The 22,283-nt window shown below is 72.1% G+C and carries 19 protein-coding genes; 4 read left to right on the top strand and 15 right to left on the bottom strand.

Annotated features, from left to right (window positions below; all coding sequences use genetic code 11):
- Positions 1–15 precede the first annotated feature (15 nt).
- From HHX35_RS22570 to HHX35_RS22555, 4 genes are read right to left on the bottom strand one after another with little or no spacing between them, the layout of a single operon-like run.
- Entirely contained in the window at positions 16–1,086 is a 1,071-nt protein-coding gene (locus HHX35_RS22570) for a nitronate monooxygenase family protein (protein ID WP_182900745.1), read from the bottom strand.
- Entirely contained in the window at positions 1,083–1,835 is a 753-nt protein-coding gene (locus tag HHX35_RS22565; RefSeq protein WP_182900744.1) for a CoA-transferase subunit beta, read from the bottom strand. Before HHX35_RS22565 ends, HHX35_RS22570 begins: the two co-directional genes overlap by 4 nt.
- Entirely contained in the window at positions 1,832–2,695 is an 864-nt protein-coding gene (locus HHX35_RS22560; RefSeq protein WP_182900743.1) for a CoA transferase subunit A, read from the bottom strand. The genes HHX35_RS22565 and HHX35_RS22560 overlap by 4 nt, the downstream gene beginning before the upstream one ends.
- Complete coding sequence (locus tag HHX35_RS22555) at positions 2,695–3,444, bottom strand: enoyl-CoA hydratase family protein (RefSeq protein ID WP_182900742.1); 750 nt, start codon at positions 3,442–3,444, stop codon at positions 2,695–2,697. Before HHX35_RS22555 ends, HHX35_RS22560 begins: the two co-directional genes overlap by 1 nt.
- A gap of 89 nt (positions 3,445–3,533) precedes the next feature.
- On the opposite strand from HHX35_RS22555, the gene HHX35_RS22550 reads away from it, so the two are divergent.
- Positions 3,534–4,448, top strand: coding sequence for an SDR family oxidoreductase (locus tag HHX35_RS22550; protein ID WP_182900741.1), 915 nt, complete (start codon positions 3,534–3,536; stop codon positions 4,446–4,448).
- Here the strand turns inward: HHX35_RS22550 and HHX35_RS44715 are convergent.
- Positions 4,436–5,413: a helix-turn-helix transcriptional regulator gene (locus HHX35_RS44715; protein ID WP_182900740.1), complete on the bottom strand. Its 978-nt coding sequence runs from the start codon at positions 5,411–5,413 to the stop codon at positions 4,436–4,438. The genes HHX35_RS22550 and HHX35_RS44715 overlap by 13 nt on opposite strands.
- Before the next feature lie 63 nt (positions 5,414–5,476).
- Between HHX35_RS44715 and HHX35_RS22540 the strand changes: the two genes are divergently transcribed.
- Entirely contained in the window at positions 5,477–6,457 is a 981-nt protein-coding gene (locus HHX35_RS22540; protein WP_182900739.1) for an aldo/keto reductase, read from the top strand.
- A 360-nt stretch (positions 6,458–6,817) separates the two neighbouring features.
- Entirely contained in the window at positions 6,818–9,115 is a 2,298-nt protein-coding gene (locus HHX35_RS22535; protein ID WP_182900738.1) for a DUF222 domain-containing protein, read from the top strand.
- Positions 9,116–9,353: 238 nt separating this feature from the next.
- On the opposite strand, the gene HHX35_RS22530 is transcribed toward HHX35_RS22535, so the two are convergent.
- Both HHX35_RS22530 and HHX35_RS22525 read right to left on the bottom strand, forming a co-directional pair.
- Positions 9,354–10,655, bottom strand: a complete 1,302-nt coding sequence (locus tag HHX35_RS22530) for a condensation domain-containing protein (protein ID WP_182900737.1) — start codon at positions 10,653–10,655, stop codon at positions 9,354–9,356.
- Between the two features lie 236 nt (positions 10,656–10,891).
- Entirely contained in the window at positions 10,892–12,466 is a 1,575-nt protein-coding gene (locus HHX35_RS22525) for a FadD3 family acyl-CoA ligase (protein WP_220505751.1), read from the bottom strand.
- A 126-nt stretch (positions 12,467–12,592) separates the two neighbouring features.
- On the opposite strand from HHX35_RS22525, the gene HHX35_RS22520 reads away from it, so the two are divergent.
- Entirely contained in the window at positions 12,593–13,360 is a 768-nt protein-coding gene (locus HHX35_RS22520) for an SDR family oxidoreductase (RefSeq protein ID WP_182900735.1), read from the top strand.
- Here the strand turns inward: HHX35_RS22520 and HHX35_RS22515 are convergent.
- From HHX35_RS22515 to HHX35_RS22480, 8 genes are read right to left on the bottom strand one after another with little or no spacing between them, the layout of a single operon-like run.
- The gene (locus tag HHX35_RS22515) at positions 13,339–14,172 is read right to left on the bottom strand and encodes a MaoC/PaaZ C-terminal domain-containing protein (RefSeq protein ID WP_310739229.1); all 834 of its coding nucleotides are present in this window, start codon (positions 14,170–14,172) and stop codon (positions 13,339–13,341) included. The two genes, HHX35_RS22520 and HHX35_RS22515, sit on opposite strands and share 22 nt — an antisense overlap.
- The gene (locus HHX35_RS22510; RefSeq protein ID WP_182900734.1) at positions 14,169–15,356 is read right to left on the bottom strand and encodes a lipid-transfer protein; all 1,188 of its coding nucleotides are present in this window, start codon (positions 15,354–15,356) and stop codon (positions 14,169–14,171) included. The genes HHX35_RS22515 and HHX35_RS22510 overlap by 4 nt, the downstream gene beginning before the upstream one ends.
- A complete protein-coding gene (locus HHX35_RS22505) occupies positions 15,353–15,778 on the bottom strand; it encodes a MaoC/PaaZ C-terminal domain-containing protein (protein ID WP_182900733.1) in 426 nt (141 codons plus the stop codon). Before HHX35_RS22505 ends, HHX35_RS22510 begins: the two co-directional genes overlap by 4 nt.
- A complete protein-coding gene (locus HHX35_RS22500; RefSeq protein WP_182900732.1) occupies positions 15,775–16,884 on the bottom strand; it encodes an acyl-CoA dehydrogenase family protein in 1,110 nt (369 codons plus the stop codon). Before HHX35_RS22500 ends, HHX35_RS22505 begins: the two co-directional genes overlap by 4 nt.
- Positions 16,884–17,816 carry a bifunctional MaoC family dehydratase N-terminal/OB-fold nucleic acid binding domain-containing protein gene (locus tag HHX35_RS22495; RefSeq protein ID WP_182900731.1) on the bottom strand — a complete coding sequence of 311 codons (933 nt, stop codon included), beginning with the start codon at positions 17,814–17,816 and terminating at the stop codon, positions 16,884–16,886. The genes HHX35_RS22500 and HHX35_RS22495 overlap by 1 nt, the downstream gene beginning before the upstream one ends.
- Positions 17,816–18,976, bottom strand: coding sequence for an acyl-CoA dehydrogenase family protein (locus tag HHX35_RS22490; protein ID WP_182900730.1), 1,161 nt, complete (start codon positions 18,974–18,976; stop codon positions 17,816–17,818). The genes HHX35_RS22495 and HHX35_RS22490 overlap by 1 nt, the downstream gene beginning before the upstream one ends.
- 12 nt (positions 18,977–18,988) lie before the next feature.
- The gene (locus HHX35_RS22485; protein WP_182900729.1) at positions 18,989–20,650 is read right to left on the bottom strand and encodes an AMP-binding protein; all 1,662 of its coding nucleotides are present in this window, start codon (positions 20,648–20,650) and stop codon (positions 18,989–18,991) included.
- 2 nt (positions 20,651–20,652) lie between these two features.
- A complete protein-coding gene (locus tag HHX35_RS22480) occupies positions 20,653–21,864 on the bottom strand; it encodes an NADH:flavin oxidoreductase (RefSeq protein WP_182900728.1) in 1,212 nt (403 codons plus the stop codon).
- Positions 21,865–22,283 lie beyond the last annotated feature (419 nt).

Genomic DNA, 22,283 nt, shown 5'->3' with positions numbered 1-22,283 from the left:
GGAGACTAGACCGGTCTACATAGTTTGGGCAAGACTCCCGCTGAGAGCGCGGACGACCTCGGCGGCCTGCGTGACGACGGAGTCGATGAGCTCCTCACACGTGGGCAGGTCGTCGATGAGCGCGACGACCTGGCCGGACGCCATCACGCCGAGGTCCGGGCGGCCGTCCACCATTGCCGCCTTGAGCAGCATCGGGGTGTTGGCCGCCATCAGCACCTGCGACCAGCTCAGCTCCTTGCCGTGCTTCATGGCCAGGCCGTCACGGATCATGGCGGGCCACGACATGCCGGAGATCTTCTTGAAGCGGGCGGCGTTGCGCACCGCCCGGACCAGGCCCGACACCGTCCCCGACCGCTCCAGCCCGTCCACCAGTTCGGTGCGCAGCACCCGGTGCGGCATGCCGTCCACCTGACGGGTGACGACGGTCTCCGACATGCCGAGATAGGTCCGCTTGACCGCCTCCGGGACCGAGCTGTCCGAGGTCAGCAGGAACCGCGTGCCCATCGCCACCCCCGCCGCGCCGTACGCCAGAGCGGCGGCGAGACCGCGCCCGTCGAAGAAGCCGCCTGCGGCGATCACCGGGATGTCGACGGCGTCCACGACCTGGGGCAGCAGCAGCGTCGTGGCGACCGCGCCGGTGTGGCCGCCACCCTCGCCGCCCTGCACCAGCACGGCGTCGGCGCCCCAGGCGGCGACCTTCTCCGCGTGCCGCCTGGCACCGACGGACGGGATCACCACGATCCCGGCGTCCTTGAGCTTGGCGATCAGCTCCTGGCGCGGGGCCAGCGCGAACGAGGCCACCTTCACCCGGTTCCTGATCAGCAGGTCGACCCGCTCGCCCGCGTCGCCGGCGTCGGCGCGCAGGTTCACCCCGAACGGCGCGTCCGTACGCGAGCGCACCTCCTCGATGGCGGCGGCGAGCTGACCGGCGGTCATCGTGGCCGAGGCGAGGATGCCGAGGCCACCCGCGTTGGCCACCGCCGACACCAACCGGGGGCCGGCCACCCAGCCCATGCCGGTCTGCACGACCGGGTGGCGGACGCCGGTCAGCCGCGTGAGCGGGGTGTCCAGCGTCGGCCCGATCATGACTTCACCTCCCGATAGCGTAGTCCCTTCGGATCGAGCACCTCGCGGATGACGCGCAGCTCCTCGTCGGTGGGCCGACGGGTCTCCGGCACATCGCCGTCGATCGTCAGGTCGAACCCGGTGGCGGCCTTCACCTGCTCGACCTCGACGCCGGGATGCACCGAGACCAGCCGCATCGAGCCGTCGGGGGTGCCGAAGTCGAACACGGCGAGGTCGGTCACCACCCGCCGCAGGTCGTGGAAGCGGGCGGCCTGCGGGCCCAGCCCGGCCGCACGGTCGTGGCCCACACCGCTGACCACGTCCACCTTCGGGACGAACACCCGGGTGGACTGCTTGGGGATCCAGTAGCTGGTCGGATTGCAGATCGTGTTGCCGGGGGCCCCGCGCACGCCGAGCAGCTGCGACTTCGGCCGAGCCCAGTCGCCGATGGCCGAGATGTTCGTGTTGCCGTGTTTGTCGATTTGAGAGGCGCCCATCATCACGTGCCTGCGCCCGTTCTGCACCAGCCACAGGTGCTCGCGGAACGGCAGCCAGCCTTCGACCGCCCCCGCGGGCGCACCGAACGGCACCGCCTCGGCGGTCAGCAGCGCGCCGCCGTCCGTGGTCAGCAGGCCGGGGTCGAACGTGAGCCGGGCCAGCCGGGCGCCCAGGATGGAGCAGGTGCCCATGGCCGCCGCCAGGATCTCGCCGTCGCCGCGCCACGCCTCCGCGCAGGCCACGACGCAGATCTCCGCCCGGGTCGCGCTCATCGCCCCTCCTCACGCCACTGCTGCACGCTCTCCTGGTAGGCCGCCTCGTCGCCGGACAGGAACCGGTCCGCGAACGCCGCCCACGCCTCCGGATCGGCCGCCGAGGCGGCGTAGTGCAGCTGGAACATCTCGTCCCGGCCCTGCCCCCCGTGGGTGGAGTGACAGTCTGTGAAGTGGCCGCCGCCGGGGGTCTCGACCACGCCGGCGACGTGCATGCGGCTGACCAGCAGCGTCTGCGGCGGTCCGCCCAGCTCGCCCGGCTCGACCATCCGGTCGCAGGACACGAAGCACCGCCCGGCCGCCTTGGCGAACAGGTCGTCCATGTACGGATCGGGCCCGAGATAACGGCCGTTGCCCCGCGTGTCGGCCACGTCCATGTGCACCAGCGCCACGTCCATCGTGAGCGCGGGCACCGCCACGAGTTCCTCCCCGTCGTCGTACGGCGAGCGGACCATCCGCAGGCCGGGGTTGACCCGCATCACGTCCGAGCCGAGCCCGGCCCGCGTCGGCAGGAACGGCAGCCGGTGCGCCGCAGCGAGGAGGCCGAACATGAACATGCCCTCGTCATATTCGGTGAACTCGACGGCCCCGCGCTGCCGGGCCGCCCGGAAGTGCGGTTCGAGGGCGATCGAGTCGAGCGTCACGAACGGGGCGACGACCCGGCGCACCTTGCCCGCCGCGCAGAGCAGGCCCACGTCCGGCCCGCCGTACGACACGATCGTCAGGTCCGTCAGCGCGGACCTGTAGATGGCGCGCACCAGCGCCATCGGCTTGCGCCGGGAGCCCCAGCCGCCGATGCCGATCGTCATGCCGCTCTCCAGCGAGCCGACGATCTCCTCGATGGAGGTGACGACGCCCATCACCGGCCTCCTTCCGCGACGAAGGCGTCCCGGTGCCGGTCGCCGGCGCCCATGAGGTTGAGCTCGAACGTGAAGCCCTGCTCGAACCGGTAGCTGCGCTTGACGTCGACCGGGTCGATGCCGTTGAGCGACTCCTTCGCCCGCCGGATGACGTACGGGTCCTTGGCGGCGATCTGGGCCGCCACCCCCAGCGCCGCCTCGCGCAGCCGTTCGCGCGGCACGACCTCGAGCACCGAGCCGAACGCGTGCAACTCGGCGGCGGTGACGTTGCGGCACGTGTAGACCATCGCGCGCATCAGGTGCTGGGGCACCAGCCTGGCGAGGTGGGTGGCCGCGCCGAGCGCGCCCCGCTCCACTTCGGGCAGACCGAAGTAGGCGTCGTCGGAGGCCACCACGACGTCGGCGTTGCCGGCCAGCCCCACACCGCCGCCGAGGCAGAAGCCGTGCACGGCCGCGACCACGGGGACCTCGCACTCGTAGACCGCCGCGAACGCCTCATAACAGCCGCGGTTGGCGCCCACCAGCGCGTCGAACCCGCTGGTCGCCTGCATCTCCTTGATGTCCACGCCGGCGTTGAACCCGCGGCCCTCGGCCCGCAGCACCACGACGCGGATCTCCGGGTCGCGCCCGGCCTCCCGTACGGCGTCGGCGAGCTCGAACCATGCGCGTACGGTCAGCGCGTTGACCGGCGGGGCGTCCACCACGACTTCGGCGACGCCCTCGCCGTGACGGCTGGTCGAGATTCCCATACGCTGCCTTTCCATCTAACATTTGTTAGAAATTACGCTAGCAGAGCGGAACGGCCCAGGCGAGGGCCGGCCTATCGAGGAGTCCGGAGATGATCTGCAGGGATCGAGTCGTGATCGTGACCGGCGCGGGGCGCGGCCTCGGCCGGGCGCACGCGCTGGAGTTCGCCCGCCAGGGCGCGAAGGTCGTGGTGAACGACCTCGGGGTCAGCCTGTCCGGCGAGGGCGGGTCGGACACCGGATCAGGGGGTCCCGCTCAGGAGGTGGTCGAGGAGATCCGCGCGCTGGGCGGCGAGGCGGTGGCCGACCGGTCCGACATCGCCACCGACGAGGGCGCGCGGCGGCTGGTGGCGAGCGCGATCGAGCACTTCGGCCGCCTCGACGTGCTCGTCAACAACGCCGGGTTCCTCCGCGACCGGATGCTGGTCAACCTGTCGGAGGAGGAGTGGGACGCGGTGATCCGCGTGCACCTGAAGGGCCACTTCCTGCCGCTCAGGCACGCCGGGCTGCACTGGCGCGCCGAGTCGAAGGCCGGCCGCCCGGTGGACGCGCGAGTGGTCAACACCTCGTCGGGCGCGGGCCTGCTCGGCAGCGTGGGACAGGGCAACTACTCGGCGGCCAAGGCGGGCATCGTGGGCCTGACCCTGGTCGCGGCGGCCGAGCTCGGCCGCTACGGCGTGACCGTCAACGCCATCGCCCCGGCCGCCCGTACGCGGATGACCGAACAGGTCTTCGCAGAGACGATGGCCGCCCCCGGGGAGGGCGGGTTCGACGCGATGGCCCCGGAGAACGTCTCCCCGCTGGTGGTCTGGCTGGGCTCGGCCGAGTCGAAGGACGTCACCGGCCGGGTCTTCGAGGTCGAGGGCGGCCGGATCTGCGTCATGGAAGGTTTCCGGCACGGCCCGGTCGCCGGCAAGGGCGCCCGCTGGGACCCCGCGGAGATCGGGCCGGAGGTGGCGAAGCTGCTCGCCGGCGCAGCCGCGCCCGAGCCCGTCTACGGCGCCTGATCCTCCCCCGCGAGCTGTTCGCCGAGGCCGGTGCGCCGGTAGCGCAACCGGCGGCCGTCCCGTTCGCCGGTCACCAGGCCGGCGTCCCTGAGCGTGGTCAGGTGGTGTGAGGCGGTCGCCGGGGCCAGCCGGAGGGCGGCGGCCACCTCCCCCGTGCTGGACGGTTCGGCCAGCAGGGCGAGCACGGCCGCACGGGTCGGGCCGAGCAGGGCCGCCAGTGCCGCCGGCGGCTCGGCCGCCACGGGCCGGTCCCACAGCCGGCCGTGGCCGCGCGGTGCGTACCACAGCGCACGTCCGGACGGGGTATCGGTCATCGTGTACACGTGCGTGCCGGAGAACCCGGTCGGCAGCAGGGTGAGCGGGTGCCCGTCCAGGCCGAACTCGCCGTCCTTGGCGTACGCCAGTCGCAGCGCCTCACCGTCCCAGTCGAGGCGCGGGTGGAGGTCCGTCAGCAACGCCCACGGCCCGCGCTCGGCGGCGAGCAGCCCGCGGCGGGTCAGCTCACCCTCCGCGAGCGCGCGCAGCCGAGGCCAGCTCGGCGCCATCGCCGTCGAGAAGTAGCGCCGGATCTCCCGCACCGTCACGGCCAGCGCACCCGCCGGATCGGTGGAGAACCGCTCGACCTCCTGCGGCGCGCTGTGCCCGCCCCAGGCCCGGTCAACCTCTGACGCGACCCGGTCGAGCGGCGTGGCGGCCACCACCCGCAGTTCCTGCTCCAGGGTCGGGCGGGTGGTGGACGGCGCCGGGGTGAGGAAGTCCGGCACATATCCGGTGGGGCCCGGGACCAGCGGGCGGAGTGTGGTCAGGCTCCGCAGCAGCGGCTCGGCCCGGGCCCGCCAGGACGCGGGGACCAGGCGCGCCGAGCGGGAGCGCAGGGCGAGGCAACTTGCCACGACCTCCGCCATCGGGCTGTGCGCGAACCTGAGCCGCAGCAGGTCGGCGGGGGCGAACTCGATCCGGATCACCCGTCCATTCGAGCATGCTCGAACGGTTAACGGAGAGCACCCCCCGGTTCCTACGGTCGCCGCATGGAATACACCCGTTTGGGGCGGACCGGTCTCCTCGTCAGCCGGATCTGCCTGGGCACCATGAACTTCGGCTGGCAGATCGGCGAGACCGAGAGCCACGCGATTCTCGACCGGGCGCACGAGGAGGGCGTCAACTTCGTCGACACCGCGAACATGTACGGCCGCGAGACCGGCGACGGCCTGAGCGAGCAGTTCATCGGCCGCTGGTTCGGCAAGACCGGCCACCGGGACCGGGTCGTTCTGGCCACGAAGGTGTACGCCCCGATGACCGACTGGCCGAACGACGGCGGGCTGTCGGCCCGTCACATCATCGCCGCCTGCGAGGCGTCGCTGCGCCGCCTGCGGACCGACCGGATCGACCTCTACCAGATGCACCACGTGCAGCGGGACACGCCGTGGGAGGAGATCTGGCAGGCCATGGAGACGCTGGTCGTCCAGGGCAAGGTGCGGTACGTCGGGTCGTCCAACTTCGCCGGCTGGCACCTCGCCCGCGCCCAGGCTGCGGCGGACCGGAGGAACTTCCTCGGCCTGGTCTCCGAGCAGTGCAAGTACAACCTGCTCACCCGGCACGTCGAGCTGGAGGTGCTGCCCGCGGCGATCGAGCTGGGGATCGGGATCCTGCCCTACTCGCCGCTGCACTTCGGCGCACTGTCCGGGGCACTGCGCAAGCAGCGCGAGGGCGCGGACGGCCGCAGCGTGCTCCACGCCCCCGAGCGGGTCGAGCCGCACCGGGCGGCCATCGAGGGCTACGAGAAGCTCTGCGCCGAGATCGGCGAGGAGCCCACCACGGTCGCGCTCGCCTGGCTGCTGTCGCGGCCCGGGGTGACCGCCCCGGTCATCGGGCCACGCTCCCCCGGGCAGCTCGACCTGCCGCTGACCGCGCTGCGCACCGAGCTGTCAGCCGAGACCCTGGCCCGGCTGGACGAATTGTTCCCGCCCATCGGCAACGGTGGCCCCGGCCCCGAGGCCTGGGCCTGGTGATTCTGGGCCTGGTGATTCTGGCCCTGTAATGCTTCGCCCGGCCGCGCACGCGGGGCGGCGGCCGGGCGACCGCCAACCAAGTCCGGCAGGGGCGGGCCGTCGGCAGTTCGGGCGGTGACTGACCGTTCATCCCCGGGCCGCCCCCGCGTTTTGCGCGCGTATGTCGCGAATTCCCACTAACCGCACACAAGTGAAGTTCACGGTCAGGGCCTGGTCGCCACGTGGGCTTTGCGGCATTTTCTGCCACAAAGCTTCTCGAACACCGCCTGCAACTCCAACTAATCCGCTCGGCGAGTTGCTTCCTGCAGAGAAGAGGTGAAAGAATTCATACAAGTTTTCGAATTTGTTGAGGAGGGTGAGATGGATCTGTTCGATCTGGATCCTGATCGCTCTCGTCGTACGAATAAGACTGATGACGTCTGGTGGGATCGGCTGATCGCCGATTCGCCTCTGTGGTCGTCCGATGGTTCGCTTGCCCGCGACGAATACTCCATCGGCCACTTTCCGATCGTTGAGGCCGAGATGCGGAGTTCCGAGAGCCCGGGCAATGGTTCATGTGACGGTGATGTGGCCAACGCTCAGAACGACGAGGCCACCGATGGCTGTGCCGCGAGTGCCCGGTCTGGGGGTGCCGGTCGGGACAAGGCCCGGTCGTCGTGGGTGTTGGTGGGTTCGCTGCGTGAGTCGGCGCAGGCGTTGGCGTTGGCGGCGGTGCCGGACGATGTGGATATCTGTCTTGCCGAGGCTGAGGAGTTGCTGTTCGCGCGGGATCGGATCACGTGCGCGTTGGCGGATCGGGTGGGGCGGGTGCATGGTGCGAGGCAGGCCAGGCGGCATGGGCATGCCTCGACCCGCAGTTGGTTGCGTACCGCCGGAGGCATGAGCGTGCCCGGTGCCGGCCGTCTGCTCACGCTGGCGGTGGAGTTGGCGCGTCTGCCTCGGGTGCGGGAGAAGTTCGCCGCGGGTGGGTTGGCGACGGGGGTGGTGGAGGCCATCTGCACCGCCACCGCGCACTTGAGCGATGAGCACGCCAACCTGGCTGAGCCGATTTTGCTGGAGCTGGCGGGTAAGGCGGGCGCGGCGGAGGTGGCCAAGGCGGGCCGCTATCTGCGGGCGGTGCTGGACCCCGACGGGGAAGAACGCGACGAGCGGGCCGACTTCGGGCGGCGGTTCCTGAGGGTCCGCCCCACCAAAGGCGGGGGCCTGGAGGGGGAGTTCTACCTGCCGCGCGAGGCGGCCGCCCGGCTGCGGGCCCTGTTGGACGCCTACGCCAAACCGCGCGCGGAGGGAGATGACCGGCCGTTGCGGGTCCGCCAGGCGGATGCGTTCATCGCGCTGCTGGAGCAGAAGATCGCCACTGAGCTCCTGGTCCTGGTCAACGCCGAATCCCTCCCCACCGACCCCGAACCCGCCGACGCCCAACCCGCCGCCCCCGGCACCGACCACCCCGCGAACGGCCGGGACAGCGAGGACACCGGCGCCACCGGCTACGCCGGAAGCGCTGACGACCCCGACGACGTCGACAACACCAGTGCCCCCGGCGCCATGGGCAGCACCGGCGCTGCCGCACCTGCCCAGGATGAGGGCCCCTTCCAGCCAATTGACCCCGGCACTGCCGAGGCCGAGGCAGATGCGGGTTCGACAGCCAATGCGGGTGCCGATGCAGCCGCGAGCGCCGACCTTGACCTTGCCGGCACCGGCCCCCGCGATGAGGAGTCTCGCGATCCCGGAGCCGATGAGCACGGGACCTGTGAGCGTGGGGCCGATAGGCACGGGGCCAGCGAGCACGACACCGCGAGCGCCGCCCCTGTCGAGGGCGACGACACCGCACCCGCGAAGGGCGTAGGCCGCGACAGTGGTGCGGCCCAAGCTGAAGCAGGCCCCAGGCGCGCAGCAGCATGGCCTACCTGCGGCGGTGGCGCGCCTCCGCACGCAGCACCTCCGCACGCAGCGCAATCGCCAGATCCTCCTCCCGAGCACGCCTCCGCACATCACGCCCACGCCGGGCATCGGCCTGCGGGGGACTGCCGACATGCGCAGAGCACGTGTGAAAACCACGGCCACGAGCATCGGCGGCCCGGCGAGGGCGGGTGCGGATGCGGCGGCGAGGCACGGTGCTCGTGCGCGCCGGGGACACCAGGAGCAGCGCCGGAGACGCCGCCGGGTGTGCCGGGGCCGGAGCTGGGGATGCCAGCGGGAACAGCACCGAGAACAGCGCCAGGGACGCTGCCGGGGGCGTGGCTGGGGGTGGCGCCGGGGGTGTTGCTGGCGACCGGGCAGATGCTGCCGGTCTCCAGCGTGCACCGCCTTGCCCGCACCAGCACCCTGGTCCGCCTGGTCATGGACGCCGAGGGGCAGGTGCTGGACATGGGCCGCAAGGTCCGCCTGGCCACCCCCGCCCAACGCAGGGCCGTGTTCGCCCGCTACGCCACCTGCTGGATCGACGGCTGCCCACTACCCGCCACCCTCTGCCAGATCGACCACGCCGACAACTGGAGCACCGGCGGCCACACCGACCTCAAACTCCTCGGCCCCGCCTGCCAGTTCCACAACCGCGACCGCTACCAGCACCCCGACCGCTACACCCGCCACAAAGCCGGCACCGACCGCTGGACCTTCACCTACCAGCCGACCCACGCCAGGCGGCTGCGGGTGTAGCAGGCTGCGGGAGGCGTAGCGCGCCGATGCGGGGATGGCCTGGCGGCCCGCCGACCCGCCGGTCCTGGAGCGGGCGGGCATCCGGCTCGACTGGGCGCACCGGCAGGCCTTCCGCGACGGGCTGCGGCAGCCCCAGTGGATCCGCGTCGCCGGCTCCTACTACGCGCCCTGCCACCACGAGTACTACGTGGCCCAGCAGCGGGTCGCGCAGGTCAGGCGCGTCCGCCGTCGAGCTGCCTTACGAGGGCGACTGAGCCGCGCCGACCACGAAGGACTCCAGCCGGTGCAGCAGGGCGGCCATCTCGCCCTCGGGCAGGCGGGTGGTGTCGGCGCTCAACTCCACGCCGAGCGTGCCCTTCCAGCGCATCAGGGCCACACAGAAGTCACAGCTGCGCTTGTCCGTGCCGGGGAGCCACTCCAGCTCGGACTCCCCGTCCGCGCGGCCGGCGCCGCCCGGATCCTCGCCGGGACGCAGGTCGTTGAAGCAGCACGACGGGAACATGGGGACGCCCCGGTCGGCGCTCATCCGGTCGATCATCGCGTGCAGGGCCAGCGAGTCGAAGCGCGCGCGCCGGTAAGAGGCGAGAACCGCCGGATAGGCGCTCACCAAGGTCTCGGCGAGGCCTCCGCACGGGCCCAGGGTGAACAGCCCCAGCTGGTTCAGGCTGGTGACCAGGTCCCGAGTCCTGTCGCTGAAGCGGTTGTGCACGATCGGGGTGATCGCGCACACCTCGTGCCCGGTCAGCTCGCGCAGCAGCATGGTGACCGCCACCAGCAGGACGGTGGCGGTGCTGACGCCGGTACGACGGGCGAGCACCTGAGCGGCGTGGTTGAGCCGGGGCGACGACAGCACGACCCGCGCGTACCTCGGCGTCGCGCCCGCTCCGACCACGTGCGGGAACATGGCGGACGGCACGGTCCGGAGAAGCGCCTCCCACTGCGCGATCACCCGCTCGGAACGGGCCGACGCCGTCTCCTCATCCCGCACCAGGTCGAGCAACTGCGATGACGGCGGCCGTGTGATCGTCCCGCGGAGCAGCAGCATCCGCAGGTCGCGCACCACGACGTCGGCCGCGCGCCAGTCCGCGACGACGTGGTTGAGCACGAGCGCCACGTGGGTGGCGGCGCCGTCGCAGACCACGAGACCGGCGCGCAGCGGCTGCTCGCCGTCGCCGAAGGAGCGACCGGCCAGGCGGTCGACGAGGTCCGCCGCGGCATCGTCCGCGTCTCCGCGTGCCGCCTCGACCAGCTCGATCGACACGGTCCCGGCCGCCGCCACCTCCTGATAGGGCCCGGCCGCGCCGAGCCGTACCAGGGATCGCAGGGCGTCGTGGCGGCCCATCACCTCCGTCAGGGCGGCCGCCACGACCTGGGGATCGCGTGGGCCGCCCGCGCGCGGGACGGCGAGGAGCCGGGGCACGTTGAAATAGTGCGCGCTGTCCGGCCCCACCTCGTCGATGGCCCTCCATATGTCCCGCTGTCCCCACGCGAGCTCCGCTGTTCCGGCGCGATTGCAGGCGAAATCCACAGAAAGCCGCATGGCTCTCCTTCACGGAACGGTGGTGCGGGGCGGAGGTGGGAACGCTCCCATGAAGGCTAGGTATCACCTCCGGACGGGTCAAGATCTTCATGGGCCGTTTTGAAAGCGCTCCGCCATTAGCTCGCATATTGGCCCCACCAAAAAACAGGGCAAGAACTGCACCAGCGAATCGCAGGTTGTCGAATCAAAAGGTGACAGAATGTGAATTTCAGGTGTGGAGGTTTCCGCCCGCGCCCTTACAACGGGTGTGCTCCCAGCGCGGCCTTGTCGATCTTTCCGGTGGCGTTGCGCGGCAGACCGGCCGTGAGGACGACCTCGCGGGGCACCTTGAAGTTGGCCAGGCGTTCCCTGCAGTAGGCCGTCAGCGCCTCCGGGGTGACCGCCGCGCCGGCGCGGGGCACGACGTAGGCCCGGCCGACCTCGCCCATCCGGGCGTCCGGCACGCCGATCACCACGGCCTCGGCGACGCCCTCATGGGCGGCGAGCACCTGCTCGATCTCGGCCGGATACACGTTGAAGCCGCCGACCACGAACATGTCCTTCGACCGGCCGGTGATGGCGAGGTAGCCCCGCTCATCGAGCCGGCCGCGGTCGCCGGTCACCAGCCAGCCGTCCACGATCGCCGCCGCCGTCGCCGCGTCGTCGTCCAGATAGCCGACCATCACGTTGTGCCCGCGCACCACGATCTCGCCGTCCTCGCCCACCGGCACCGGCGCGCCGTCCGGGCCGGTCACCCGCACCTCCACGCCCTCGATCGGGCGGCCGGAGGTGGTGGCGACGGTCACGTCGTCGTCCTCCACCGAGCACGCCGTGACCGTGCCGCACGATTCGGTCAGCCCGTACGCGGTGACCACCTGAGGGAACAGCTCGGCCCGCAGGCGGCGCACGAGCGCCACCAGGACGACCGAGGCACCCGTGACCGCGAGCCGCAGCGACGACAGGTCGTAACGGGAGCGGCCGGGCGCGTCGAGCATGGAGACGTAGACGGTCGGCGGGCCGGGCAGCACCGTGATCTTCTCGACCTCGACCAGCCGCATCGTCTCGTCCGGCTCGAACACCGGCTGGAGCACCATCGTGGCGGCCCTGAGCAGGCAGGCGAACACCCCGGCCTTGTAGCCGAAGGTGTGGAACATCGGGTTAACGATCAGGTAGCGGTCGTCGTGGCGCAGACCGGTCCGCGCGCTCCACGCGAGGTAGGTGCGGACGTTCTGCCGGTGGGTGCACATCGCGCCCTTGGACCTGCCGGTGGTGCCGGAGGTGAACAGGATGTCGGCCACGTCGTCGGGACGCACCGCCGCGGCGCGTTCCCACGCCTCCTCCTCCGGCACGGTCACGCCCACCGCGAGGAAGTCGTCCCAGCTCGTCGCGCCCGGCCGTGGCCCGTCGTACGCCACCGCCGTGGTGAGGGTGGGCAGGTCCGGCGTGCCGGAAGCGGTGACCCCGAGCATGGCGAGGTAGCCGTTGCCGAGGAAGCCGTCCTCGGTGAACAGCACGCGGGCGCGGCTGCGCGCCAGCAGCCACCGGGCCTCCTCCCCCTTGTATCGGGTGTTGATCGGCACCACGACGGCGCCGGCGCAGAGCGCGCCGAGGGCGGTGACGATCCACCGCGTGCTGTTGGGAGCCCAGATCGCCACCCGCTCCCCCGGCTCCACGCCGAGCGCGAGGAAGCCGCGGGCCGCCTCGCGCACCCGGGCGTGCAGCTCCGCGTAGGTCAGGCGGGACGTGCCGTCCACCACCGCCTCCGTGCCCGGGAACTCCCGGGCCGCCTGTTCCAGCACTCCCGGGATCGTCAGCGCCTCGTTCTCGGTCATGACCGCCATGGTGGGCCGTCCCGGCCCGGCGCGTCAGGCGTGGTCCCGCTGGCCGGTACCTCTCCCCCACCGGCGGGCGGTCGGCCGTACCCTCCCTGGGTCGTATCGAGACGTGGGAGGAAAACGGTGAACGTGACGGTGGATTTCGGCGGCCGGGCGGTGCTGGTCACCGGAGGGACCAAGGGCATCGGCTTCGTGATCGCCGAGGCATTCCTCGCCGCGGGCGCCGGTGTGGTGGTGTGCGGGCGGAACGAGCCGGAGAAGCCGCCCTCGGCGGGCGGCCGGACGGCGCGCTTCGTCGCCGCCGACATCCGCGACCCCGCGGAGGCGGCCCGGCTGGTGGGGCAGACCGTGGACCACCTGGGCCGGCTCGACGTGCTGGTCAACAACGCCGGAGGGTCGCCGAACGCCGACGCGGCGACGGTCTCGCCGCGGTTCGTCGAGCGGATCGTGGACCTCAACCTGCTCGCGCCGTTCTACGTGGCCCAGCCGGCCAACCTCGTGATGCGCGAGCAGGAGACCGGCGGGTCGATCGTCAACATCGGCAGCGTCTCCGGCGTGGACCCGCAGCCGGGCACGGCGGCGTACTCGGCGGCCAAGGCCGGGCTGCTCATGCTCACCAGGGCGCTGGCGCTGGAATGGTCGCCGAAGGTGCGGGTCAACCACATCACCACCGGCCTCATCAGGACCGAGGCCGCCGCCTCCCTGTACGGCGAGGACGGCGGCGCGACGCTGTCGGAGGTCATCCCCATGCGCAGGCTGGCGGTGCCGCAGGACGTGGCGAACGCCTGCCTCTTCCTGGCGAGCGACCTCGCCTCCTACCTCACCGGGGCGGACGTCCCGGTGCACGGTGGAGGCGAGGTCCCCGCCCGCTACCTGGCGACGCGCGGCTGAGCCTCGCGGAAGACGGCGCGCCCGCCCGTGAGCACGGGCGTGCCGTTCACCGCCGCCTCGAAGACCACGGCACCCTCCTCGTCCCACGTACGCAGGTCGAGGCGGTCGCCGGGGAAGACCGGGGCGGCGAACCTGCCCGCGAGCTCGGCCAGGCCGGCCGGGTGCGCGCCCACGGCGTCGGCCAGCGGCAGCGTCACCGCCGCCAGCGTGCCCAGGCCGTGCATGAACGGCCTGGGCATCCCGGCCGCCTTCGCCGCCTCCGGGTCGATGTGCATGTGGTGCCGGTCGCCGAGCAGGCGGTAGAGCGCGGCCTGGTTGGGCGAGGTGTCCAGCCGCAGCTGACGCGCGGGCGGCGTCTCGGGCCGCTTCGGAGCCGAAGGACCGCGCTCGCCGCCGAACCCGCCGCGGCCCGGCGCGAACAGCGACCAGGTGGCGAGGAAGAACTCGCTGTCCACCTCGACCTCGAAGACCGCGGCGCCGCCCTTGTCCCAGACCCGGGCGACGCGGGCCTTCATCGTCAGCTCGCCCGCCGGCGGCAGCGGCGTGCGGACCTCCAGCCGCTGGGAGCCGTGCACGGCCGTCCGGGTGTCGAACGCGCCCAGCGAGCCGAGCGCGTCCGGCGCCCACTGGGCCTTGGTCAGCGCGAACGTCGGCAGCACCCGCAGCCGCTCCTCGAAGACGAGGTCGAGGTCGGTGGCCGGGGCGCCGACGGCGAGCGCGTAGAGGATCGCCTCCCGCTCGTCGTAGGCGACCGTGCGCTCGCCGAGGTCGCGGCCGGCCCACTCGGCAGCGTTCATCTCGCCGGCGTTCACCGGCCGGCTCCGAGCACGAGGCCGCTGGTGGGCACCCCGGTGCCCGCCGTCACGATCACGTTGCGCACTCCTTCCGGCTGGTTGACGCTGGTGCCCCGCACCAGGCGGACGGCCTCGGCGATGCCGTTCATGCCGTGCAGGTACGCCTCGCCGAGCTGGCCGCCGTGCGTGTTGAACGGCAGCCGCCCGCCGAGCTCCAGGTTGCCCTCGGCGACGAAGTCCTTGGCCTCGCCAGGGGCGCAGAAGCCCAGCTCCTCCAGTTGCGGCAGCACCAGCGGCGTGAAGTGGTCGTACAGGATCGCCGCGTCCATGTCCGCGGGGCCGAGACCGCTCTGCGCGTACAGCTGCCGCCCGACCAGCCCCATCTCGGGGATGCCGGTGATGCGGGGACGGTAGTAGCTCGTCATCATGTGCTGGTCGCCGCCCGAACCCTGGGCCGCGCCGAGGATGACGGCGGGCGGGTGCGGCAGGTCGCGCGCCCGCTCGGCCGAGACCACGACCAGCGCCTGGCCTCCGTCGGTTTCCTGGCAGCAGTCCAGCAGGTGCAGCGGCTCGGCGATCCAGCGCGACGCCTGGTGGTCCTCCAGGGTGATGGGCCGCTGGTAGAACCAGGCCGCCGGATTGTTCGCGGCATGCTTGCGGTCCACCACTGCCACCCGGCCGAAGTCCTCGCTGGTCGCGCCGTACTCGTGCATGTAGCGGCGGGCGAACATGGCCACCCACTGGGCGGGCGTCGACAAGCCGAACGGGGTGAGCCACGCGTACGCCGCGCCGTCCGCCCCGATGTCGGCCGCAGTCTCGACCGGCCGGTCCGCCTGGCCGAGGCCGTAGCGCACACCGGACCGCTCGTTGAACGCCCGGTAGCAGACGACGACGTCGGCGACGCCGGTCGCGACGGCGATCGCCGCCTGCTGGACGGTGCCGCAGGCCGCGCCGCCGCCGTGCGGGATGCGCGAGAAGAACGTCAGGTCGCCCATGCCGGTGTTGCGGGCGACGTGGATCTCGGCGTTGGTGTCGGCGGTGAACGTCACCATCCCGTCCACGTCGGACGGCTTCAGGCCGGCGTCGGCGATGGCCGCGAGCACGGCCTCGCAGGCGAGCCGCAGCTCGCTGCGGCCGGAGTCCTTGGAGAACTCGGTGGCCCCGATGCCGGCGATGGCCGCCGCGCCGGAAAGCCGGCTCATGTCGCCTCCTTCGAGGGAAGCCGCACGGCGACGGTGCCGGTCACGTGTGCGCCCAGGCCGTTATCGCCGCGTACGGCGATCTCGACCCGGCGGTACTCGTCGTGCTTGGCGGTGACCGTGCCGGTCAGCGTCATCGTGTCGCCGGGGTGGTTGGGCACGCCGAGCCTGATCCTGATCGCCGTGACGACGGCGGCCGGGCCCGCCCATTCCGTGACGTACCGGTCGACCAGGCCGTTGGTGGTGAGGATGTTCATGAAGATGTCCTTCGACCCGCGCTCGACCGCGAGGCCGGGGTCGTGGTGGACGTCCTGGTAGTCGCGGCCGGCGATCGCGGTCGCCACGATGAGCGTGCGGGTCAGCGGGATCGGCAGCACGGGCAGCTCCTCCCCCACCGCCACCTCCTCGTACGTTCGCCGGTTCATTCGGGGATCCTTCCCGCCGCGATCACCGTGCCGAGCCTGGCGAGGTCGGCGCTCGGCCCGCCGAGCGTGCCGGAGATCTGCCTGGCCCACAGGAAGTGCCGGTGGACCGGGTAGTCGACGTCGACGCCGATGCCTCCGTGGACGTGCTGCACCCGGTGCGCCACGGTCAGCCCGGCGTCCCCGGCCCACCACTTGGCGACGAGCACGGCCGCCGCGGCGTCCCCGCCTTCCTGCAAGGAGGTGACCGCCTGCCACAGGCACACGCGGACGGCGTCGACGTCGATGTAGCAGTCGGCGAGCTGGTGCTGCACCGCCTGGAAGGTGCCGAGCGGACGGCCGAACTGCTTGCGCTCGGACAGATAGGTCACGGCGTGCCGGATCGCACCCTGGGCGACGCCGAGCTGCACGGCCGCCAGCGCGACCGCCGCCCGCTCGATCGTCCACGCCACCGCGCCGTCCCCCGGCGTGCCGACCGCCCGCGCCGGGGTGTCGTCCAGGGTGAGGGTGCCGGCGAGGTCGTGCGTCGTGGTCTCCTCGGCCTCCCAGGAGACGCCATCGGCGTCGCCGGCGACCAGGAACAGGCCCGGCCCTCCCTCTGCCGCGGCCGAGACCAGCACGTGGCCCGCACCGAACGGCGATGGGACCACGGCCTTGACGCCGGTCAGCCGCCAGCCGTCGCTCTGTCGCCGGGCCGTGCAGCGCGGCGTGGCCGGGTCGGCCGGGCCGAACTCCTCCAGCGCCACGGTGAGCCGCGACGAGCCGTCCACCGCCGCGGGGAGCAGGCTCTCACGCTGCTCGGGGGTGCCGTGCGCGGCGACCGCGAGCGCACCGACGGCCGCGGGCCACAGCGGCACCGGGGCGACGTGGCGGCCCTGCTCCTCCAGCAGCACGCACAGCGCGCCCAGGCCCAGTCCGGCGCCGCCCGCCTCCTCCGGCAGCGCGATGCCGAGCAGGCCGGCCTTGCCCAGCTCCGCCCACAGCTCCTCGTCCAGGCGGCTCGGCGAGCCCTCCACCTCGCGTACGCGCTCGGTCGTGGCGCGGTCGGCGAAGATCTGGTCCGCCAGGGCACGCACCGCCTCGAGCTCTTCGTCCAGCGTGAAGTCCATCAGTCGTTCTCCTGCGGGCGGAACACCGGAAGTGACAGGTCGGGATCGGCGTCCAGCCAGTCGAGGACGACGGGCATGCCGATCTCGACCTCTCCGGGTTCCACGCCGACCAGGTTGGTGACGAGCCGCGTGCCCTCGTCGAGCTCCACGACCGCGACGATCAGCGGATACTCGAACGCCGGGTGGCGGGGGTGGTGGGCGACCACGAAGCTGTGGACCTGCCCGCGGCCCGACGCCTCCGCGACGTCCCACTCGAACGAGCCGCAGTGCGGGCAGCACGGGCCGGGCGGGTGGCGCAGCGTCCCGCACGCGGAGCAGCGCTGGATCACCAGCCGGTGCTCACGCGCCGCCTCGAACCAGAACGCGTTGTCCCGGTTGACCGCGGGCCGCGGCCGCAACGCCTCCGGGGCCCGCTTTTCCGGAGAAGGGGCCTTCGGCCGGAACCGGAGCAGGCGCCAGCGCTGCACGGCGACGACGTCACCATCCTGGTCGGTGTAGGTGCGGACCGTGGTCACGAACCGTCCCACGCCCAGCGCGGTGCTCTTCTCCGGGGAGATCGACTCCACGACCTCACGGACGCTCACGCGGTCGCCGACGACCAGCTCCCGGTGGAACTCGAACTCCGAGTCGGTCGCCACCACCGAGGTGTAGCCGTCCTTCTCGAGCAGCGCGTTCAGTTCCTCCGCTCCCGGCCCCGCATCCGAGCCCGTGATGCTCGCGGCGTACCCCCGCATCGTCCACGCCTGCGTCATCGACGCGGGCGCGACGATCCCGGGACGGCCGGTCGCGCGGGCGGCGTCGTCGTCCAGGTAGACGGGGTTGCGGTCGCCCATCGCCTCGGCCCAGTGCCGGATCATGGGCACGTTCACCGGGTCGGGCCCCTCCCGGAGCGGGACGATCTCCCGTCCGGCGAAGTCCTCATAGGCGGTCATCAGCGACCCGCCCGGGGAAGTCCGAGACCCTGGGTGGCGACCATGTCCCGCAGGACCTCGTTCACGCCGCCGCCGAAGGTGTTGACGATGCCCTGCCGCGACAGCTGCTCGATCTGCCCGGCGAGCACCGCGCCCGGCGACTCGGGGCGGACGCGCCCGCCCGCGCCGAGGATCCCCGACAGCGTGCGCTGCACGTCGATGTGGGTCTCGGTGCCGTACACCTTGGCCGCCCCGGCGTCCGCGCCCGACAGCGCGTCACGCGCGACCGCGCCGGTCATCTTCCAGTTCATCAGCCGCATCGCCTCCAGCCGGGCGTACGCGCGGGCGAGGTCCCGCCGCACCCACGGCAGCTCCATCGCGCCGTTGTCGCGCGCCCAGCCGGCGACCTGCTCCCAGAGCTGGATCATCCGGCCGCCGAGCGCGGCCAGGCCGATCCGCTCGTGGTTGAGCTGGTGGGTGATGAGCCGCCAGCCGCCGTTCACCTCGCCGACGACCGCGTCGGCCGGCACCCGTACGCCGCTGTAGTAGGTGGCCGTCACGACCATCCCGCCCACGGCCTGGATGGGGCTCCAGGAGAAGCCGGGCGCGTCCGTCGGCACGATCAGGATCGAGATGCCCTTGTGCTTGGGCGCGTCGGGGTCCGTACGGCAGGCCAGCCACACGTAGTCGGCCGTGTTGGCGCCGCTGGTGAAGATCTTGCTGCCGTCGACGACCCACTCGTCGCCGTCCCTGACCGCCCGGGTGGTGAGGGAGGCGAGGTCGGTGCCCGCGCCGGGCTCGGTGTAGCCGATCGCGAAGACCACGTCGCCGGACAGGATGCCGGGCAGATACCGCTTCTTCTGCTCGGGCGACCCGTGGCTCATCAGCGTCGGGCCGACCGTGTTGACGGTGACGAACGGGAACGGCAGCCCGGCCCGCTGGACCTCGTCGAAGAACACGTACTGCTCCTCGATCGACCGGCCCTGCCCGCCGTACTCGACCGGCCAGCCGATGCCGAGCCGGCCGTCGGCGCCGAGGCGCCGCACGACCTCGCGGAACCGGGGGCCGCCGACGCCCTCCTCCCCGACGCGGCGCCGCTCGTCCTCGGGCAGCAGGCCCGCGAAGTACTCCCTCAGCTCCCGGCGCAGCTCGCGCTGCTCGGGACTCTCACGCAGATCCATGTCCGCTCTCCTTCACGCCTGACCGAGGAAGCGCAGGCGCCCGTTGGCGGCGAACTCCTCGCGCAGCGCGGCCTTGTCCTGTCCGGTCATGAGGGTGTATTCGGGCGCGCCCCGGCCGGCCCATCGATAGACGGCGTCGCCGGTCCGCCAGCCCTCCATCTGCATCTCCTTCTTGCGCAGCTTGTTCGACCCGGTGGCCGGCAGCGCGTGGGAGACCCGCACGTGGCGCGGGGCCCCCTTGGTGCCGAGGTCCTCCTGCGCGGTCAGGAATTCCGGCAGGCCGAGGTCCTCGAACGACGTGCCCTCGGGGATCTCGAGCGCGGCCATGACCTGGTCGCCGGAGCGCGGGTCGGGCACGCCGAACACGGCGGCCGCGACGATCAGCGGGTGCCGCCGCAGCACACGCTCGGTCAGCAGCGCGGAGATGTTCTCGCCGTCCACCCGGATCCAGTCGCCCGACCGGCCCGCGAAGTAGATGTAGCCGTCCTCGTCGATGTAGCCGAGGTCTCCGGTCCAGTACCAGCCGTGCCGGACCCGCTCGGCGTCGGCCGCCTCGTTCTTGTAGTAGCCCTCGAACCTCGCCGCACCGTCGACGTCCACGATCTCGCCGATGGCCTCCTCGGCGTTGGTCACCCGGCCGTGCGCGTCGAGCACGGCGCGCGGGCAGGTCTCGCGGGTCTCGGGGTTGACCACCCGTACGCCCGGGCGCGCCGGGCGGCCGAGCGCGGAGGCCGGGCCCTCGGGCGCGAGCTTGATCATGCCGGCGCCCTCGCTCGACCCGTAGCTCTCGATGAGCCGGCAGCCGAACCTGCGCAGGAACTCCGCCTGGTCCTCCGGCGACGCCTCGGTGCCGAAGGCGTGGTCGAGCGTGTTGTCGGCGTCGTCGGACCGCTCGGGCTGCGCCAGGATGTACGCGATGGCCTTGCCGACGTAGGTGAAGAACGTGACGCCGTGGAAGCGGACGTCGGGCAGGAACCCGGAGGCGGAGAACTTCGGCACGAGGACGACCGTCGCCCCGGCGGTCAGCGACGGCGCCCACAGCGCCATCAGCGCGTTGCCGTGGAAGAGCGGCATGCAGCAATAACTGACGTCGTGCCGCCGCACGTCGTACTTCTCGCAGTTGGCGTAGCCCAGCCCGGTCAGCCGGCCCTGGGAGCAGACGGCGGCCTTGGACGCGCCGGTGGTGCCCGAGGTGAACAGCAGCAGCATCCGCGTCTTGGGCGTGATCTCCGGGTCGCGGACCGGCTCACAGGCGTGCGCGGCGACCGTGTCCGCGTAGTCGTCGGCGTCCACCAGCAGGAAGCGGTCGCGCGGCACGCCGATGTCGAGGCCGTCCAGCAGTCTGAGACCGGCCGCGTCGGTGACGACGAGCTGCAGATCGGTGTGCCTGACCTCCTGCTCCAGGTATGCGCCCCGGCGGGTGCTGTTGATCCCGACGATCGTCGCGCCGCTCAGCGCGGCGCCGCCGAGCCAGAAGATGTACTCGGGGGTGTTGTCGAGCAACACCCCGATGTGGAAGGGACCTTTCACGCGGAGCGCCCGGGCCAGCGCCGCCCGGGCGGCGCTCTCCCGCACCACCTCGTCCCAGGTCCAGGTGCGCTCGCGGGTCCGCAGGCCGGGGTGGTCGTCGCCCAGGCGGTCGAGCAGCAGGTCGGCGATGGTCTCCCGGCGCACCGCTACCCCTTCTGCCGTACGGCGATCGGGCCGGTCAGCACGCAGTGCGTGCCGCCGTAGATCGCGGTCATGCACTTGTTGCAGTGGATGCACAGCGACCTGACGCTGTTGTCGGCCTGGATGCGGTTGATCAGGTCCGGCTCGCGCAGCAGCGCCCGGGCCATCGCGACGAACTGGAAGCCCTCGGCCATCGCCTGGTCCATGACCTGCTTGTTGGTGATCCCGCCGAGCAGGATGAGTGGCATCGTCTTGAGCGCGGCGCGGAACTGCCGGGCGTCGTCGAGCAGATAGGCGTCCTTGTAGGGGTAGGCGCGCAGGAAGTGCTTGCCGACGAGCTGGACGCCGAGCTTCACCGGCTGCTTCATGACCGCGGCGAACTCGCGCAGCGGGGCGTCGCCCTTGAACAGGTACATGGGGTTGAGCAGCGAGCTGCCGGCGGTGAGCTCCAGCGCGTCGAGCGAGCCGTCCTCCTCCAGCCACTGCGCGACCTTGATCGACTCGTCCAGCCAGAAGCCGCCGGGCACGCCGTCGTCCATGTTGAGCTTGGCCGTGATGGCGATCCGGTCGCCGACCGCGTCGCGCACCGCGCGGGCGATGTCCCGCGACAGGCGGGCCCGGTTCTCCAGGCTGCCGCCGTACTCGTCCTTGCGGTGGTTGACCCGCGGGCTGAGGAACGAGCTGGCGAGGTAGTTGTGCCCGAGGTGGATCTCGACCGCGTCGAAGCCCGCCTCGATCGCCATCTTCCCGGCGTGGGCGTGCGCGGCGACGATCCGCCGCAGGTCGTCCCGGGTCGCGGCCTTGGTGAAGCTCGTCGTGGTGGCGTGGAAGTGCCGGGTGGGGCCGAGCGAGGGCAGCCTGTTCGACTTGGGGTTGGCGACCGGCCCCGCGTGGCCGATCTGCGCGGCGACGGCGGCGCCCTCGGCGTGCACGGCCTCGGTGAGTCTGCGCAGGCCCGGCAGCGCCTCTGGGGTCCACTGGATCTGGCGCGCGTCCGTGCGCCCCTCAGGGGCGACCGCGCAGTAGGCCACGGTGGTCATGCCGACGCCGCCCTGGGCGTGCCGTACGTGGAACTCGATGAGTTCGTCGGTGACGAGGCTCTTACGGCTCAGCCCCTCGTACGTGGCCGCCTTGATGATGCGGTTGCGCAGGGTCACCGGCCCCAGCTTCGCCGGGGCGAGCACGTCCGGAGCTGTCCGGGGCGCTTCCTGAGTCAATGGGGGATCCTCCACTCCGGTCTTCAAGCTGTCCAGACGTTAGTCAGCGGGACCCGCCGGCGATCCGGCGAATCCCGCTGACCGGGAGAAATCCGGCTGTCAGGCGCCTCGGCCCGCCACCGCGGCGGCGAGGTACAGCGCGGCGCCGATCACGGTCACCGCGGCGCACGCCGTCGCGAGGATCTGGAAGGAGCCGATGTCCCTCAGGTCGTCCTGGGTGAGCGAGTTGTTGTAGGCGACGAGGCCGCCCCACCGGCCGCCACGCGGCCGATCGCCTGGCCGTTCATCCGGTCGTTCTCCTAATGAGTGTTAGCGAGTCGCCTTCCGGCAGACTCGGTGCCTGGTAGCCCCCGGCAGGTGAGCACTTGGTTCTCCTGGGCTTCGAGCCCTGATGAAAGATCGTGCCCCTGCCGGTCGGC

Origin of the sequence: Microbispora sp. H10830 (genome assembly GCF_014161375.1) — a bacterium.
GTDB classification, from domain to species: Bacteria; Actinomycetota; Actinomycetes; order Streptosporangiales; family Streptosporangiaceae; genus Microbispora; species Microbispora catharanthi.
The sequence above is the reverse complement of the archived record's forward strand: the minus strand, read 5'-3'. Positions and strand labels throughout refer to the sequence as shown.

What these genes read in the sequence shown, in the direction of transcription:
- HHX35_RS22555 (WP_182900742.1), bottom strand. Translation starts at nt 3,444, where the DNA reads ATGGGAATCTCGACCAGCCGTCACGGCGAGGGCGTCGCCGAAGTCGTG.
- HHX35_RS22495 (WP_182900731.1), bottom strand. Translation starts at nt 17,816, where the DNA reads ATGACCGCCTATGAGGACTTCGCCGGACGGGAGATCGTCCCGCTCCGG.
- HHX35_RS22525 (WP_220505751.1), bottom strand. Translation starts at nt 12,466, where the DNA reads ATGACCGAGAACGAGGCGCTGACGATCCCGGGAGTGCTGGAACAGGCG.
- HHX35_RS22530 (WP_182900737.1), bottom strand. Translation starts at nt 10,655, where the DNA reads ATGCGGCTTTCTGTGGATTTCGCCTGCAATCGCGCCGGAACAGCGGAG.
- HHX35_RS22505 (WP_182900733.1), bottom strand. Translation starts at nt 15,778, where the DNA reads ATGAACCGGCGAACGTACGAGGAGGTGGCGGTGGGGGAGGAGCTGCCC.
- HHX35_RS22565 (WP_182900744.1), bottom strand. Translation starts at nt 1,835, where the DNA reads ATGAGCGCGACCCGGGCGGAGATCTGCGTCGTGGCCTGCGCGGAGGCG.
- HHX35_RS22535 (WP_182900738.1), top strand. Translation starts at nt 6,818, where the DNA reads ATGGATCTGTTCGATCTGGATCCTGATCGCTCTCGTCGTACGAATAAG.
- HHX35_RS22560 (WP_182900743.1), bottom strand. Translation starts at nt 2,695, where the DNA reads ATGGGCGTCGTCACCTCCATCGAGGAGATCGTCGGCTCGCTGGAGAGC.
- HHX35_RS22510 (WP_182900734.1), bottom strand. Translation starts at nt 15,356, where the DNA reads ATGAGCCGGCTTTCCGGCGCGGCGGCCATCGCCGGCATCGGGGCCACC.
- HHX35_RS22540 (WP_182900739.1), top strand. Translation starts at nt 5,477, where the DNA reads ATGGAATACACCCGTTTGGGGCGGACCGGTCTCCTCGTCAGCCGGATC.
- HHX35_RS22570 (WP_182900745.1), bottom strand. Translation starts at nt 1,086, where the DNA reads ATGATCGGGCCGACGCTGGACACCCCGCTCACGCGGCTGACCGGCGTC.
- HHX35_RS22500 (WP_182900732.1), bottom strand. Translation starts at nt 16,884, where the DNA reads ATGGACTTCACGCTGGACGAAGAGCTCGAGGCGGTGCGTGCCCTGGCG.
- HHX35_RS22550 (WP_182900741.1), top strand. Translation starts at nt 3,534, where the DNA reads ATGATCTGCAGGGATCGAGTCGTGATCGTGACCGGCGCGGGGCGCGGC.
- HHX35_RS22490 (WP_182900730.1), bottom strand. Translation starts at nt 18,976, where the DNA reads ATGGATCTGCGTGAGAGTCCCGAGCAGCGCGAGCTGCGCCGGGAGCTG.